Origin of the sequence: Paenibacillus tianmuensis (assembly GCF_900100345.1) — a bacterium.
In the GTDB taxonomy this organism is placed as follows: domain Bacteria; phylum Bacillota; class Bacilli; order Paenibacillales; family NBRC-103111; genus Paenibacillus_G; species Paenibacillus_G tianmuensis.
Genome location: NZ_FMTT01000001.1, coordinates 188,512 through 205,375, shown reverse-complemented (window position 1 = coordinate 205,375; position 16,864 = coordinate 188,512). Strand labels below are relative to the sequence as shown.

The 16,864-nt window shown below is 53.6% G+C and carries 12 protein-coding genes; 2 read left to right on the top strand and 10 right to left on the bottom strand.

What is annotated here, in order from left to right; translation table 11 throughout:
• Positions 1 to 244: 244 nt before the first annotated feature.
• From BLO51_RS01125 to BLO51_RS01080, 10 genes are all read right to left on the bottom strand, one after another.
• Complete coding sequence (locus BLO51_RS01125) at positions 245 to 3,997, bottom strand: dynamin family protein (RefSeq protein WP_245719479.1); 3,753 nt, start codon at positions 3,995 to 3,997, stop codon at positions 245 to 247.
• 99 nt (positions 3,998 to 4,096) lie between these two features.
• Positions 4,097 to 4,369, bottom strand: a complete 273-nt coding sequence (locus BLO51_RS01120) for an NAD/NADP transhydrogenase alpha subunit (RefSeq protein ID WP_090665922.1) — start codon at positions 4,367 to 4,369, stop codon at positions 4,097 to 4,099.
• 21 nt (positions 4,370 to 4,390) lie between these two features.
• The gene (gene nth, locus BLO51_RS01115) at positions 4,391 to 5,098 is read right to left on the bottom strand and encodes an endonuclease III (RefSeq protein ID WP_090665920.1); all 708 of its coding nucleotides are present in this window, start codon (positions 5,096 to 5,098) and stop codon (positions 4,391 to 4,393) included.
• Positions 5,099 to 5,268: 170 nt separating this feature from the next.
• Complete coding sequence (locus tag BLO51_RS01110; RefSeq protein ID WP_090665918.1) at positions 5,269 to 8,028, bottom strand: S-layer homology domain-containing protein; 2,760 nt, start codon at positions 8,026 to 8,028, stop codon at positions 5,269 to 5,271.
• A gap of 46 nt (positions 8,029 to 8,074) precedes the next feature.
• Entirely contained in the window at positions 8,075 to 8,674 is a 600-nt protein-coding gene (locus BLO51_RS01105; protein WP_090665916.1) for a GerMN domain-containing protein, read from the bottom strand.
• Between the two features lie 13 nt (positions 8,675 to 8,687).
• A complete protein-coding gene (locus BLO51_RS01100; protein ID WP_090665913.1) occupies positions 8,688 to 10,550 on the bottom strand; it encodes an N-acetylmuramoyl-L-alanine amidase family protein in 1,863 nt (620 codons plus the stop codon).
• Between the two features lie 217 nt (positions 10,551 to 10,767).
• Positions 10,768 to 12,267, bottom strand: coding sequence for an AAA family ATPase (locus BLO51_RS01095; protein ID WP_090665911.1), 1,500 nt, complete (start codon positions 12,265 to 12,267; stop codon positions 10,768 to 10,770).
• A complete protein-coding gene (locus tag BLO51_RS01090) occupies positions 12,260 to 12,793 on the bottom strand; it encodes a hypothetical protein (RefSeq protein WP_245719478.1) in 534 nt (177 codons plus the stop codon). The genes BLO51_RS01095 and BLO51_RS01090 overlap by 8 nt, the downstream gene beginning before the upstream one ends.
• 263 nt (positions 12,794 to 13,056) lie before the next feature.
• Positions 13,057 to 13,551 carry a cell wall elongation regulator TseB-like domain-containing protein gene (locus BLO51_RS01085; protein ID WP_090665908.1) on the bottom strand — a complete coding sequence of 165 codons (495 nt, stop codon included), beginning with the start codon at positions 13,549 to 13,551 and terminating at the stop codon, positions 13,057 to 13,059.
• A 36-nt stretch (positions 13,552 to 13,587) separates the two neighbouring features.
• The gene (locus BLO51_RS01080) at positions 13,588 to 14,847 is read right to left on the bottom strand and encodes an amidohydrolase (RefSeq protein ID WP_174551179.1); all 1,260 of its coding nucleotides are present in this window, start codon (positions 14,845 to 14,847) and stop codon (positions 13,588 to 13,590) included.
• Between the two features lie 313 nt (positions 14,848 to 15,160).
• Between BLO51_RS01080 and BLO51_RS01075 the strand changes: the two genes are divergently transcribed.
• Positions 15,161 to 15,781 carry a DUF47 domain-containing protein gene (locus tag BLO51_RS01075; RefSeq protein ID WP_090665904.1) on the top strand — a complete coding sequence of 207 codons (621 nt, stop codon included), beginning with the start codon at positions 15,161 to 15,163 and terminating at the stop codon, positions 15,779 to 15,781.
• A gap of 57 nt (positions 15,782 to 15,838) precedes the next feature.
• Positions 15,839 to 16,840, top strand: a complete 1,002-nt coding sequence (locus tag BLO51_RS01070; protein ID WP_090665902.1) for an inorganic phosphate transporter — start codon at positions 15,839 to 15,841, stop codon at positions 16,838 to 16,840.
• The last annotated feature ends 24 nt before the right edge of the window (positions 16,841 to 16,864 follow it).

The window sequence follows — 16,864 nt, the reverse complement described above, 5'->3', positions numbered from 1 at the left end:
CATCATCCCCAAGGGGCGGCAAATACGGGTTGCCCCATAATCTTGATTTTCCCAGAATATTTCTTCAAATCGTCACAATATGGAAGCACAGCGCTACTATTTCTCCCGAATAATACGAAATCGTTGAAATGTAAGCCTTTTCATGAAAACAAAAATCCGAGGCTGCCTACTAGCGGACAACCTCGGAATAAACCGTTTAGCACTGAACAAAAATGTGGCTCACTTATCTAAACATATCGTCATTTCATGCAATAAAATCCAACAGCTTGCTGTGCTTCGCCTGAAGCTCGTTCAAGTCGATCTTCATCTCGAGCGCCTCCAGCAGCCCTTCGCCGTGCTCCTCCAGCGCCTGCCGGAGTCTTGCCGCCAGCTCCTGCATTACGCTCAGCAGCTGTTCCGTGTAGGTCTCCTCCAGAAATGCCGCTTGCGTGTCGGCAAAGCGCGTCATCGGCGCGTTCAAGCGGGCTTCCAGCTCCCGGCGCAGCTCCGCTTTCCCGTCACCTTCGAAGAAGTGCTTCGCATTTTTAAAGAAGCCTGCCAGCCACTTCGGCTGTACGTCTGCTGCCTCCAGCATCGCGTTTAGCTCAGGCGTATTCAGCTTAAACGGCTCGAATCCCGGGGCTTCAAAGGACGAAATTCCTCCGGTCCGGATGGCTTCCGACCAGTTTTTCGAGGCGTCGCCCGCCATACGGTTGATTTTGTTCTCGATCCGCAGCGTGGTTGCCAGCACCTCCTGGTTCAAGTCGAAGGACAGCATCCGTCTCAGATCTTCCCATGCGGACTGCATGACCGTTTTCGCATCGCGCCGATCGTCGCGGAATACGGCCGGGTTGAAGGCCGTATTGAACAACTCGCCGAAGCGGTAGGACGTGCGCTGCTTGACGTAGTACAGCAGCTCTTGAATTTCCTTGGACAGCTCGCGGGCTTCCGCGTCCATGTCGGGAGCGGCAAGCCGCTTCTGAGCTTCCGCAAGCGCCGTACGCAGCGCTTCGGCCTGGCGGCGGCGCTCCGAAGCGTCCGCCCGGGCGCTGTCCATCCAGCGCTGGAGCACATCGGCCGCACGGCGGATATCCGCATCGCCCGCTCGTACAGCCATCTCGGTCAGCTCCGCGAACGTAAAGCGGACGAACTCCCGCTCGAAGCGCAAAATGCCCGATTGCACGACCGTTTCCCGGTCCTCTTGAATTTTCCCTTCGAGCGCATAGTAGCTCGACAGCGGATAAATCCGCGGGTGCCGAATGCCATGCTGGAGCAGGTTCGTTTCGACGTGCTTGACGACCCCGTCCAGCTCTTCGGCGGAGGAAGCCAGGTCTGCCGCATTGACGATGAAAAACATTTTATCCAGCTCGAAGCTATCTTTCACGCGTCCGAGCTGCAGCAAAAACTCTTTATCCGCATGGGAAAACGCATGATTATAGTACGTGACGAACAAAATCGCGTCGGCGTTCTTGATGTAATCGAACGCTACGCCGGTATGACGCGCGTTAATGGAATCCGCTCCCGGCGTATCGACCAGAACGACGCCTTGCTCGGTGAGCGGGTTCGCATAGTACAGCTCGATCAGCTCGACGAAGCACGATTTAGCCTCGTCGGCGGCATAACGGCCGAACTCATCGGCCGTGACGCGCAGCTCCTCCCCTAGGTGAGGGCTCATCTCCGCCCAGCCTTTCTCGACGGCTTTAAGAAACGCGTAATGCGGCTTGCCCTTGCCCGGAACTTGATCGGCCGCCAGCTTATGAATCGCGGCCAGCGCCTTTTCCATCGAATTTACAGCTACGCCCAACACTTCCAATGAATAAAAAACATCGGAGGCCAACCGTTCCGGCGATTTCATTCGGACCTTGGCCGTGCCGTGCGGCCAGCCCTCTTCCGGGGCCGGCGGCATGATTTTGTTGATCGCCGCGGTCGTCGGATTCGGCGATACCGGCAGTACTCGTTCGCCGATCAGCGCGTTGGCGAACGACGATTTGCCCGCGCTGAACGCGCCGAAGAGCGCGATCGTGAAGCGGTTGTTCGCCAGCCGCTCCGCCTTCTCCTCGAGCGAGCGGCGGATGCTTTGCAGCGCCGCGGCGCCAGCAAGCTCCTGCGCGGCGGCGCTCAGGCGTGCGGCGGCTTCGTGCAGCCGCCGCCGGTGTCCGCCTGCTGCGAGCGCGTCCGCGCCACCATCGGCGTCGCCGCGGCTCGCCCGCTGCGCGAGCCACGCGAGGGACTCGCGTGACTCGCGCCCGGCGGGCGCCGCGGCCTGCGGCGCGGGCGCCGCTGCCGCAGGCGAGCCGGGCGCAGCCGCGGGCGCGGGCAGCGCCGGCGCAGCCGCGGGCGGCAGCTGCGCGAGCAGCGCGGCGCCGTAGGCGGCCTCGGCCTGCGCGAGGCGCTCCAGCTCGCGCAGGCCCGCGAGCCACGCGTCGAGCTCGGCGAGCTGCGCGCGCAGCGCCGCGAGGCGCGGCTGCAGGGCGGCCGCCAGCGTCTCGATCAGCTCGTCGCTGACGGCGTACGCCTCCTTGCGGTACAAGCTTTTCGCTTCCGCGGCAATCTGCTTCGAGTATGTCAACGTATACTCGTTTCCGAACACCGCGGCCTCGTTCACCTGACCGGCCAGCCAATCCGATGTCAGCTCCACGTTGATCCGGTCGGCCGCCTCGGTAATGGCAGCGGCCGGCAGTCCGTGGCCTTCCAGCTTCGCTTTGACCGTCTGCTGCACGTGTCTGGCCACCTGCGTCTCCACTTGCGACGCAAAATCTTTATACAGCGCAGCAAGCCGCTGCTCCCGTTCCGTCGCCGTCTTCGTGGCAGCGCCAAACCAGCCTACCTTGAAGCCCGGTCGGCGGCTTTCCAAATACGCGTGCGCGAAGTCCCGCGTCACGGCAGGAATGACGTTGGCGTTGTCCAATACCGCCACCACGTCTTTGCGCACGGCTGCCTGCAGCTCCGCCGGCAGCGCTTCCAGCCGCGCCAGCCCCGCGCGCGCCTCCGCATACTCCGCCTGGACGGCGTCCAGCTCTTCGCCGGAGGCAGCCAGCTGCTCGCGCAGCGCTTCCTTCGCGGGCTCATTGCGCTCGGCCATCTTCTCGGCGTGCGCCGCTGCCAGCGCCCGCGCCGACTTCTCAAGGCTGAGCCGCACGAGCGGCTGCCGCAGCTCGATCAGTTGCCCGAGCAGCCCATCCAGCTTGCTCCACTCGCTGGACGGATGATTCGGCACTTTTACCGACGTATAAACGATTCCATCCGGCCGCACGCCCCAGCTGGCGAACGCTTCGCGCACGCCTTCCTGATATGCGGCGAACGACAGCTCCTGCTCCCGGTGCTTATCGATCATGTTCACGATCAAATAGAGCGGCTTGCCCCACTCCGTCATTTTTTTCGCAAACGCCAAATTGATTTCCGACTGCACATGGTTATAATCCATCACATAAAACACAACATCAGCCAAATGCAGCGCCGATTCCGTCGCCAGTTGGTGCGCGTCGTCCGTCGAGTCGATTCCCGGCGTATCCAGCAGCGCGGCATGCTCTCCCAAGAACGGGATCGGGTAACCGATTTCCACCGTTTCAATCGCTTCACCGTTACGGCAATGCTCCGCCAACTCGTCCAATGGTACCGTTTCGGACCGCGGCTCGCTCATTCCTTGAGCCTGATCGCCTGCCTCGTCACTGCGGTAAATGACCCGTGCCCCGTCTTCCCCATTCACGATGCTCACAATGTTGGCGCTCGTCGGAATCGGACTCGACGGCAGCAGCATATGACCGCACAGCCGGTTGATCAGACTCGACTTCCCTGCCGAGAAGTGCCCGCAAAACGCCAAATAAAGCCGCTCGCTCTGCGCTTTCGCCAACAGCTGCCGCAGCTTCTTTCCGTGCTCTCCGTCTCCCTTTTGCTCTACCTTCGCGAGCAGCCCTTGAACAGCGGCAAGCATGTCATCCTGCGGTGTCCCGCCTAGCATCCCCTCTTCGTTCCCTGTCTCTACTGACGTTGCTTCTGCTATAGTCAATTCGCTTTTCATCGTTTCTCCTGCCCCTGTTCTTCCTCTATCTAAAAGCAAGCGCTCGTCATCGATCTTTTTGTTTTCGAACAAAAAGAAAAAACCGAATCGCTTCGGTTTTTAGTGTACCATATTTTCCGTCTCTGGAATAAATATTTCGAAAACATCGCGATGCTGCAAAATCGTAATGTCTTTATCCTTTACTTTCATCACGACAACTTCCGGACGCTGCTTCATGCGGTTCAAATAATTTTCCGGTACGCTGCCCGACTCCGATACAACGACGCCTTCAACCTGCTTCTCTTCGTTTTCCTGCAAAGGAGTCTCAAGCACCTTCTCGTAAATATCCGAAAACAATTCAAAATCGCTGGTGTAGACAGATATGCATTTCATCTCTAATCCTATCCTTTCGTATTACGCTTCTTTAGTTTTTGCAGCTTTGACAGCTGCTTTCGCTTTTGGTATAGGCTTCCTATTCGAGTTCGATTTCATTCGTTTTTTACCTTCTCGGCAAAGATCGATCAGCGGGCAAACCTCGCATTTGGGGTTTTGCGCTTTACAGTGATAGCGTCCAAAAAAAATGAGCCGGTGATGCGTCTGCGTCCACTCTTCGCGCGGCACCCGTTTCATCAGCTTTTTTTCCACTTCAAGCACCGAATCGTTAACCCCGGCAAGCCCGAGCCGCTTGGATACTCGTTCCACATGCGTATCGACGGCTATAGCAGGCACGTCAAAGGCATTGGAAACGACGACGTTCGCCGTTTTTCGTCCGACGCCCGGCAATTCCACCAGCTTCTCGTGTTCACGGGGAACTTCCCCGTTATACTTGTCCAAAAGCATTGCGCACAAAGCCTGAATGTTCTTGGCTTTGTTCCGGAACAAACCGATCCGCCGAATATCCTGCTCCAGCTCTTCGAGCGGCACGGCCAAATAGTCTTCCGGCCTCTTGTACTTTTGAAACAATGTGGTGGTAACTTTGTTGACCGTCTCGTCCGTACATTGGGCCGACAACAGGACGGCGATCGTCAGCTCGAAAGCATTCGAGTGGTTAAGCTCGCAATGGGCATCCGGGAACATCTCGGCAATCGTATCCAGTATGGTTCTCGCTTGCGTCTGATTCATGCTCCCTGTCCTTTCTTTCGCCTGTTTCTTACAGTTTACCGAAACGCGGCAGGCGAATCAATGACTAATGCCGACAAAATGCGAACTTTTTACGAAAAAAACCGCCTATGCAGCAAGAAGTTCTCACTACACAGACGGCTCAAAGCGGATAAAAGTTTCAAATAAACCGATCAGGGCTTTTCAATTTCGAAAATTTTATCGTCGATCACGTAAACCATCACTTCTTCGTTCTCCATAAACGTACTTGGGGCAACCGTTTGCGTGCCTTTGTGTAAATACGCTTTAGCAAATAAATTGTATGACGTCTTATCGTTATTCGTCGTCGGCTTCAGAAGCAATTGATTCAGCACCGTATCGTAAGAGGATACCGTCCGCTTGGTCGCGGTCGCCACTTGAATAATCGCTTTGTCTTTCGCGTCCCGGATAATTTCCACCCGGTCATTTTGCTTGATCGTATTCAACGCTGCGGACGTATTGGCATTTTGCCTGATTGTGAACTGCTGGCCGACCGTGATCACCTGGATGTTGCCTTGGAAGTCCTGAATGGTCAACGTACCCGCCGCTACGTCCACATTCGTTACTTTGCCTCGAATCGAATTCAGCAATTGAAGATTGTCGAGCTTGGTACCGCTAAAGCTGGCTTTGACGTACTCGTCTATCAAAATATCCGAGAAGGCGCGGGATTGCTTGCCCGGGTTAATAATTTGATCGTTGTTCTCGACTTTGAACGTCAACTGTGAGCCTGTCTCATCCTTGGCGGTAACTTGGTTCGTGCTAGGATTGGTGACCAATACCTTGTACACGCCTGTTTTCTTAGCCATCAGGTTTGTTACGATATCCTGATTCCCTGTGAGCGTTACACGGATCGCATCGCCGACTTTCAGGTCCGAAATGGTGCCGTTCGTTTTGTTAAACATTTCCACAGGCGCGCCGTAATTGACTTTGAACGTTATGTTCTGCCCTCCGGCGGTACGAATAGTCAAGTCGTTTGTAATATTGCTCGTATTGATTTGAGCGATCGTGCCTTCCACATTCATCGTCGTTTCAATCTGAACGATTTTATCTTTGGAGACCTTCAAGTCCACTCTTTTTCTGTCGTTGCCGTTGCCGCTGCCTACGAACGAGCTCTGGAAGTTGGATTGCTGTATCGGACCTCCCATATAGCGGATGTTCGTATTGTCCGTCAGCCGGTATGCCCCAACCCCGTCACTCTCGGTTTTAATCGTCACCACTTTGGAATTGGCGTCATAACTAAGGATCTCAGCGTAGATGAATTGCTTGGCCGAACGGCTGGTAACGGAAACTTTAACGATTTTATCGTTGATCAGATCCATCTTCAATTGATCCCCGGCTTCGATGTCGAACAGACTCGGGTTCGTCAATCCGTCAATCGAAATTATCGCATTGTCCGCGATATGATAAGCGCCGAGCGAGCCGCCTGCTTTATTAATCGTCAAGATCCGTTTGTCGCTGCTTAAGCTTGCCATCGTTCCTTCAACGGATTGGCTGAAATCCGCCGGCTTTTTGATGGTAACGATTTGAAGCTCGTTCGCTTTCACCTCGTAGCTGACGGCATCGCCGACGCGCAGCTTCGAGAGGTCGGCCATCGAGCCGTCCTGCAGCTTCACGACCGTACGCGTTGTAAGTGCGAACGATTCGTTCAGCCCAGTCCCCTGCTCCAGGAACGTCACTTGGTTTTGTTCTTTATTGAGACTAAGCACCGTACCTTCAGACGATTTGCTGAGAGGCGTCTGCTTAAGTACGATTTGCGAGATTTTCGACTCTTTGAGCAGCGTATTCCGCTTCAATTCGACGATGCTCCCCGGCGTTAAAGAGCTCAAGCTCAAGCCGCGGCCGTCTTTATCCGTCACCGTGACGGTCGAGAACAAATCATAGAGCTCGCTCTTTCCGTTCCGCTGAATCGAGGCTATCATCCGGTCGGTGAATACTTCCGTCAGCGTTCCTTCATAAGTTTCCATTTTCTGTTGCTCGTTGGTGAGTTCTATGTACAGTGCCGCACCTTGATTTTGCACCAGGTACACTTCGTTTGTGAGCTTAATGTTGGACAGTGAAATCCGGCTGTCATCTTTGCCGTTATAGAGGGCCGTATCGGAAGAAAGCGTATATTCCGTCGTTTGCCCATTGTCATTCATCAGGCTGATTTTGCGGTCCTTCAGCTCCATCACATACCCGGTAACGACCCGGGAGGAGCGGGAACTCGATTCTTTATCCGCACGGCTTAGGAACGTCGCCATTTGGGCGCGGGTAACCTTATTCTTCGGCTTAAAGCTGTTATCCTCAAAGCCTTGTACGATCTTAAGCGATACCGCCGCGTTGATATAACCGGCCGCCCACGACGAGAAATCCTTGCTGTCCGTAAATGATGAAGAAGATTGCGTCTGCTGATTGACCAGATCCTGTTTGCCAATGGCGCGGATGACCAGCTTGGCCACCCATTCGCGGGACGCTTCCTTAGCTCCCCAAGCCGTTTTGGCGTTCGTGCCGTTTGCTGTTTCCTCTTGAATATTAATTAAGCCGCGATCGATCGCATAAGCAACATACGGCTTGAAGAAATTATCTACACTAAAAGGCAGCGCCGTTCCCGCCTTGCTCCTCATTACTTCCGATTCGAGCCCCATAAACCGCAGCGCCATCACGATGACTTCCTGCTGAGATACGGAATTTTCCGGTCGATATTCCCCTTTTTCATATCCCTCAATCACCCCGAGAGAAGCCAGTTTGGCGACATGCTTGACCGCCCAGTGCTGGTCCCCGACGTCGGTAAAGCGCTGTGTATTTACGGAGTTTCGCGTCGAAGTATTGCTTTTGGTTTCAGCCGCGGCGGCGAAGACCGGACTTCCGAACGCCAGCGACAGCGCCAAAACGGCTGCCGCCAGTCTGCGTGCTTGTCTTGAATTGATGCTTTTCATGAAAATTGCTCCTCTCGATCGACTTATGTCAGTTCATGATGTACGTTTAACTTTTGCTCCGTTTGATCGGATGCGGCAGATCCATATGTCCCATCAAGCTTTCGACCTGCTTTCCGTCAACCAGCACTTCAATGGATTTGATTTCGGAAAACTGGAACATCGTCTTTTGCAGAGCATCCAACAGCATTCCTTCCCCGCCGGAACCCAGCCTTCCTTCATCCGCAATGGACACGTCCAGATTCAGCTGGCCGTCTTTCAACCCGACGCTTTTGTACGTAAACCCTTTAAATAAAGGAATGGTATTGCCGTCAGGGCTTTTCTTCAACTGGTTAAGCGCCGCCAGATATTTGTCCTGATCTTGCTTGATATTGATCGTCACATCTTTTTGAACCAGTTTCTCAAGCTGAGCATCGCTGTAATACGTTTTGATCTTTAACTCCTTTTTTTCCGGGTCCGGCTTCGGGGCCGACGTCTCCGGCGGAGTGATCGTTTTGTCTCCCCCCGTCCCGGGCTGCGCAGCTTCTCCGCTCTTGGAGGACGGTGGTTCTGCCATGCCTTGTAACGGCGCTTTGCTCGTTCCGCAGCCTGCCAGCAGCAGGGCCGCGATTGCTGCAGTAGCCATTCCTTTTTGCCATGTCTTATGCATCGTCACCCACTCCTTACTCAAGATTCAACTGCTTCTTGATGGCAGTCACGATGGATGCGGCGACCTTGCTTTGAAAAGCATCCTGATACATCAGTTCCTCTTCCGATTGATTCGTCAAGAAGCCGATCTCCAGCAATACGGCCGGCATCGTTGAGTTCTTAATAACAACAAAACGTTCCTGCTTTACTTTGCGGTCCGAAAAACCGGTAGCCTCAACCAAATACTTATGCATCAGCTTGGCAAAATCGAGACTTTGCTCCGTCCAATAATACGTTTCGGTCCCGCCAACGGTTTCTTTTCCTGCGGAATTGGCATGAATCGAGACGAACAAATCAGCGTCGACGTTATTCGCAAGGTTCGGGCGTTCTTCCAGTTCGATGAACGTATCGTCCGAGCGGGTCATCGTCACTTCGATCTTCGGTTCTTTCTCCAGCAGTGCCGCCACTTTTTGGCCAAGCGACAGGACAAAATCTTTCTCGTGTCGCTTATTCAGCGAGCTGGCGCCGTTATCCTTGCCGCCATGTCCGGGGTCGATGAAGACCCGGTAGCGGGTTTTACCGAAAGATATTTTCCCGGTAATTTCCCCATTTTGCTGCACGGAGGCCAAGCGAAACTCCCCCTTCTGCGGCAAATCTAATACTATTCTAACGATAGATGCTTCTTTTGAAAATAGCGAATAACGAATTTGTGTGACAAATTCGCTCTTATCCGGCAAGGTTCCTTCGCCTTGCGGGTTGAGCTTGGCCATGAGCGCCGGGTCAAGCTGCGCATTAGGCAGGTCGAGGACGACCCGGTCCGGATTGGCCAAACGGAACATGCTCGGCTTTCTGGCGCAATCCGACGTTTTGATCGTCAACGTATCACCTTGCAGCGAAATAGCCTGTACGGTAACCACGCCGTTCGTCACTTTTTTGTCGCCAGCCGTTTCCTGCTTGCCCGTGATCGGCGGCTGCGTCCCGCTCGTTGTCTGCTGGGCCCCGCTTCCCGGCTGTTCCGCTCCGTTTGAGACTTGAGCGCCGCCGGACAACGTTTGCGTGCTACCGTTTGCCGGCTGTTTGCCATCGATAGCCGTTTGCGCACCGACGTTCGCGGCCTGTTGGCTGCCTCCGGCTGCTGATGTGCCCCCGCTAGTCGACTGCGTGCCCCCAGCAGCGGGGACGCAGGCCAACAGTTGCCCGGAACTGCTTTTCCCCGGCGATGTCCCCCCCGCTGGCGAGGTGCCTCCCGGTAACGGCGAAGCGCCGTTTTCCTTTCCAGCGTTCTTTCCGCTGTCAGGTTTATCTCCTGCTTTCACCGTATTGTCCGGCTCTAACGAGGAAGCGGGCTTGCCGTCGGCTGTTCCGCTGCCGGGTTCTTTTGCGCCGGGCTTCTCCGTTTTCGAAGGCGTTTTATCGTCTTTGCCCTTTTCCGGCGTGGACAAATTAACCGACTGGTTGCGTTCGTCCCATGATACTTTTACCCCTAGCTGCTCGCTTACGAATCGTACAGGCAGCATCGTACTCCCTTCGATGATCGTAGGCGCCGCCTCAAGCTGAAACGGTTTTCCTCCTGCCGTTGCATTCTTTTTGTCAATAAACAACTGTATATTGGTTTCGTCTTTAACTACCGTAACCTTTCGCTGCTTCTCGTCCCATGTAACCTTGGAGCCGAGCTCTTCCACAATGATACGAACGGGCACGATCACACTCCCGCCCACGTTGCGCGGAGCAACTTCCGGTGCGAGTTTTTTTCCGTTTAAAACCAACTGAATTGGCGGTGCGGGCGGCTTAGACGACTTCGGCGTAGATGACTTGGACGGAGCGGCAGCCAAGCCTACGGCCGGCAGCAACAGGAGCGACGCGATCGACAGGGTGAAGCAAGCCGTTAAAAATTTCATTTTGCACCTCTAAATCTTGTAATTTTTTTGCTTTATGTAGAAAGCTGGAAGTGACTTCAGCTTCCAGCCGACAAAAAGAATACCGTGGCGAAAACTACCAATATATTAGACTAAATTCTATCAAAAAAGTTGCACGTTCGGCAAATTTCGTAGAATTCGCGAGAAAATACGAAAAAACCGAAGGCTAGTCGCCTTCGGCTTCGGTTCTCCATGATTTTCAGGCAATTTGAGCTTGCGACGATTGCTTGAGGAGCTCGCGGAACTGGTCTCCGGAAAGCACTTCTTCGGCAATCAAAATGTCAAGCGATTGTTCGAATACGGTTCTGTGGCTTTCCAGCATGTGCCGGGTCGCTTCCGTCAACTCTTCTAAAATCGCGGTATTTTCCTTCATCAGCTCCTGCTTCGTGACCATCTCGCGGTCCATGATGCCGAGCCTTGTAAGCCCCGAATCCATCATCGTACGCACCATATTCAGCGCCTGCTCGAAATCGTTGCGCGAGCCGGTGCTACGTCCGCCGTAGAACATTTCCTCCGCCACGGCTCCGCCGAGCGCAATCATAATTTGCTGCTCAATCTCCGCTTTCGTGTACAAATACTGGTCCTGCTGCGGATTATGACGCACAAAACCGAGCGCTTTCCCGCGAGGGCTGAGCGAAACTTGAGAGACCGAGCCCGGCCTCACCAGTTCCGCTGCGATAGCATGTCCAAGCTCATGGAGCGCAACGCGTTCCCGCTCTTCTTTATTCGCTTCGCGGTCCGTCTTCTCACCGAGCATGACTTTATCGACCGCCAGCGACAAGTGCTGTTGTTTGATCACATCCAATTCGTCCCGCATGGCATAAATCGCCGCTTCGTTCATCACGCTTTCCAGCTGCGCGCCGGAGAAATGGAACGTTTCCCGCGCGATGGCGTCCAGGTCAACCCCGTCGGCCAACGGCTTGTTTTTGGCATGAATGTTCAAGATGTGCAGCCGGCCCTTCTTGTCCGGCAAATCGACTTCGATATGACGGTCGAACCGTCCCGGACGCAGCAGCGCGCCGTCCAGCATTTCCTTGCGGTTCGTGGCCGCAACGATCAGTACGCGGGGCGTTTCGCTCGTATGAATCCCGTCCATCTCGGTGAGCAGCTGGTTCAGCGTCTGGTCATACTCCCGATGCTGACCGCCGTCCCGTTTGCCGCCGATCACGTCAATCTCATCGATAAATACAATGGCGCTCTCCTTATTCTCCTTCGCGGCGCGCGAGCGGGCTTCCTTGAACAAGTCGCGGATACGGCTCGCCCCGACACCGACATACATTTCAACGAACTCACTGCCGGATGCCGCCAGAAACACGGAGTTCGTGTAATGCGCGGCAGCCTTCGCCATCAACGTTTTGCCGGTTCCCGGAGGACCCGTCAGCAGAATGCCCTTCAATGGACGAATGCCGAGCTTTTTAATATCCTCATAACGGATCAGAAAATCAAGCGCCTCTTTCAGCTCGCCCTTTGCCCGATCCTGTCCGCCGATATCGTCGAACGTCAGAAATCCCGGCGTTTTGCCGCGCGCTTTGCGCTCCGAGCCTACGTTCAGCCCTCCGCGGGCGCGGGCCATATACAAAAAGGTACCCAAAATCGCGGCCATAAATACGATAGGAAACAGATTAACTCCGATATAAAGCAGGAAAATAACAAGAACAGGGATAAAGCCGAGCAAAATCTCTTTACCGTACTTACTCATTCGGCCACACCCCCAATTTGGCAGGCGTTCTCGGCAGCATGACATACTTGCTTGCCGTGCCGTCCGATAGCGTGACGTACACATATTTATCGTCCATCTCGGTGGACGCTTTAATCCCGTCGCCGCCCTGAGCCTGCAGCGTTTTAGGGATTTGCGCATACTGCTTCGTTTCCATGGCCTGAGCCACCTCGAACAAAGCGGAAGACCACCATTGCTCCAACTTCGGTGACGGATCGTTCACGACTTTGAGCTTCAATTCCTTGGCGCCAAGCGTCGAACGACCATCGGTTTGGATCTTGCTATATACTTCACGCAGGCTCGTACCCGGTGCGAGTTTCAATTCCATCCGGGCATCCGGCCCGCTTAAGTCCATAGAAACCAGCTCAACCCCGGAAATGCCGGAGACGACCTTCTGCAGCGGACTTTCCATCGCCAATGTCCGGTAAGCAAAATAACCGCCGAACAGCAGCGTTGCCGACACAAGAACACTCAATACGACAGGCAAGAGACGTAACTTCATATTCATCAGCTATACGTCCCCCTTTCTATAAATTCATGTGAAAAAGCTTCCGACGAAGTTTCCCATCTATACGTTTTAGCCATACTGATAGTATATCATATCGTATATACGAATGTGGATGCAATGTGTGGCAATTGAATGAAAGGCGCGCACAGCCGCAAAGCCCGTTGGAACTCCGCTTGCAAGTTTGCGATAAAAACAGCCGCGGAAAATGCCTCTTCATTCGGCGTTTCCCGCGGCGTGCTTCAGCGTTTGATCGCCGGTTTGCGCTATTGAATGGTCAAGCGCAACGTATCGATCGCTTGACCTTCTTTAAAAGTGTAGTAATCGTAAAAATGCTGTTCCACCTTGCCCTCCGGCTGCAGCTTATAGAATACCTCCCAGACCAACTGGCCGCTGCGGATTCCCGGAGTCGTCCGAAGCACCTTCGCTTCCGGATGCGTCGCTCTCACTTTCGCTTCGGCCTGCGCCGCATCGATTCCCGCACTGCCCATTTCCGTATGCATCTCGTCCTGACCTATCCATACGTACACCGGCTGGCCGATTTTATCTTCCCCGGTGATGACCGTATAAGGCTTCTCTGCAACGAACCGCTCGACCTTCACAGCTTTGGTCAATATCGTCTTCTCGTAAGCGGCAAGGATGGCAGCGCGCTGCTCTGTCCATTCCTTACCCATAATCGAATTAAAAGCCATGCTCATCCCGGTCACAATCACAACTGCCGCGGCCCCGGCAATGATCGTGATTTTCCATGCTTTGCGCACCGTCGGCCTCCTTTCTGCCTGGTCGTGTTGAGACGGTTAGAGTGCCGTCAATCGCTCGAAGCTTTGCTGCGCCTCGAATTTGACCTTCTCTTCGTCCATGGTCAGGCATTCGCCTTTTCGGACAACCCAACGTCCGTCGATGCAGACGTCCGTCACATCCTTGGATACGGCGGAATATACGACGTGCGAGATGAAATTCGTCCGCGGGTAAAAATGCGGCTGATCGATATCAAGCGCGATAAAGTCGGCCTTCATTCCTTGCTGAAGCGCTCCGACGTCGTTTAGCCAGATCGAACGGGCGCCGTCGAGCGTACCAAGCTTCAAAGCCTCCGAAGCGGATACCGCAACCGGATCGCCGGATACGCCTTTATGAATCAGGGCGGCCAGTCGTACCTCTTCGAGCATGTCCAGATTGTTATTGCTGGCGGCTCCGTCCGTTCCCAAGGACACAAGTACGCCCGCTTTGAGCAGCTCCGGCACGCGTGCTACGCCGCTAGCCAGCTTCAGGTTGCTGCCGGGGTTGTGCGAAATACGCACGTCGTACCGCTTCAGCACTTCAATCTCTTCGTCCGTCAGATGTACGCCATGAGCTAGGAGAGTCGGACGGGAAAACACGCCGAGCTTCTCCAAATGAGCTACCGGACGCAATCCGTATTGATCGACATTTTCCTGCACTTCCCTGGCCGTCTCTGACATGTGGGTGTGGATCGGCAAATTCAAATCGTGAGCCGCCTGCACAATACGTTCAATATAATCCGGTGGGCAGGTGTAAGGAGAATGCGGCGACATCATGGTCGTGATGCGGCCTTCCGCTTGGCCGTGCCAATCTTTTGCAAAAGCACTCGCTTCGGCCAGCTTAGCGTCCTGTACCTCCCGCGAACACAGCCCGATCACGCCGCGCGTCAGGCAGGCGCGGATACCGCTCTCGACCGCCACATTCGCGACTTCGTTCATATGATCGTACATATCGACGAAGGTCGTCGTTCCGCCTTTCAGCATTTCCAGCACGGACAAACGGGTGCCTGCACGTACATCCTGCGCTGTGAACTTGCCTTCCATCGGCCACATTTTCTCCTGTAACCAGACTTGAAGCGCCATATCGTCGCCGTAACCGCGAAGCAGCGACATCGCGGCATGCCCGTGCGTATTGACGAGCCCCGGCATGAACAGCTTGCCCGAGCCGTCGATACGCTCGTCGTATGAGCCAGCAGGAAGCGGCGCCTGTTCTCCGATATATGTAATGCGATTTCCTTCAATGACCATGCACCCCTGGATCATTGGCGCCTCTTCATTCATCGTTAGAAACGTTCCGTTTTCGATTATTGTTTTCTTCACCGGACACAACCCCTCCCAATATCAAATACAATCTCGTTTTCAATGTACACCCTGCGGAGGACAAAAATCAAGCTGACCATACCCACCAGGGTAATTCGCTTACATAGTAAAAGATTCATGAACATATTGTTAAATGGATAAACTAAGAATTGCAATCCGTTGTTTGATTATGTTATTTTTAATTTTGTGTGAATTGGCGCGTTTTTTCTACATATTTCTCGCTATTTAATTTTTTTTCTTGTAAATCTTCAATTACTTGGGAGGCCAAAACTGTATGTTGTTTACAAAAAAGAATGACACCGATTTTCTGCTGCTGCTCATTAAAGCGTCGGAAAATACGCTTGATGCCGCGCAGATGTTTCGGAACGCCGTCATGGGTAGCGAGCCGCCGGCTACGTTTTATCCGCAGCTGAAAGAACTTGAAAACAAAGGAGACCAAATCACACACCAGATCTTCAAAGGATTGAACAAAGTGTTCATCACGCCGCTGGACCGAGAAGATATTCTGGAGCTGGCCTCCAAAGTGGATGACGTGCTCGACGGGATCGAAGCCACGATCGCCCGTTTCGATTACTTGAACATAACCGCATCGGATAAATATATGAAAGAATTTTCCGCCGTGCTCGTTGCCAGCTGTCAGCATATTTTGGACGCTTTCAAGCTGCTATCCAAGAAAAAGTTTATGCAAATCACTGAGCATACCGTGCAGATCAACAGCTTGGAAAATGAAGCGGACCGCCTCATGAGAGAAGGCATTCGCGAAATTTTCACCCACCCTAAAGATCCTTATCACGATTTTAAATTGAAAGAGCTCTATGAGCGCCTGGAGCAAACGACCGACGCATGCGAAGACGTAGCCAACATTTTGGATAGCGTAGTCCTGCGGTATTCTTAACAGGACCGTCTTACAATTCGGAACATGGGTAAGACTCAGCATGCTTAGGAGGAAACTATGTTAACCACTATCATTATCATCGTAGCTTTGGCGCTCCTCTTCGATTTCATTAACGGTTTCCACGATACGGCCAATGCCATCGCTACGTCGATTTCAACCCGGGCGTTATCGCCCCGTTTTGCCGTATTTTACGCCGCGATACTGAACTTCATCGGTGCGGTCTTTTCCTCGGAGGTTGCCAAAACGGTCGGAGGCAAGGTCGCCAATCCCGCTACGATCGACAACGGCGTCTACATCGTTATTGCAGCGCTGTTGTCCGCCATTATCTGGAACCTGCTGACTTGGTACTATGGTATTCCTTCGTCTTCCTCCCATACGTTGATCGGTTCTCTCGCCGGAGCGGTCATTGCAGGTGCGGGAGCCGGAGCGCTCAATTGGTCCGGATTTAAAGAAATCGTGCTGATTCTTGTCTTTTCGCCAATTATCGCCTTCGCAACGGGATTTGTCATCATGTGGATCATCCGCAAACTTATCTTGGTTAGCGGCAACCAATCTCGCTCGAAGATGAATCGTACCTTCAAGAGTTTCCAAGTACTCTCTGCAGGCCTGCTGTCTTTCTCCCACGGAGGTAACGACGCACAAAAAGCGATGGGGATCATCGTCTTCGGTCTCGTCACGTTAGGGTATCAGGATAATTTGGATGTGCCGATGTGGGTTAAGATATCGGCCGCGACGGCTATGGGACTTGGAACCTCGATCGGCGGCTGGAGAATTATCAAGACGATGAGCAAAAAGCTGCTCAAAATCGAACCGATTAACGGCTTTGCCTCGGACTTGAACTCGTCTATCGTGATTCAGACATCTACGCATCTCGGCATGCCGTTATCGACAACGCATGTCATCTCGTCTTCCATCATCGGAACGGGCTCCGTGATGCGGTTTCACGATGTGAAATGGGGAACGGTCACCCGCATGCTCATGACGTGGGTCATTACCATTCCGATCAGTATGGTTCTTGCTTTTGTTATTTATAAAATTATGTTCGCACTTGTTGCGTAATTGCGTAAGAACGGACATGCCCAG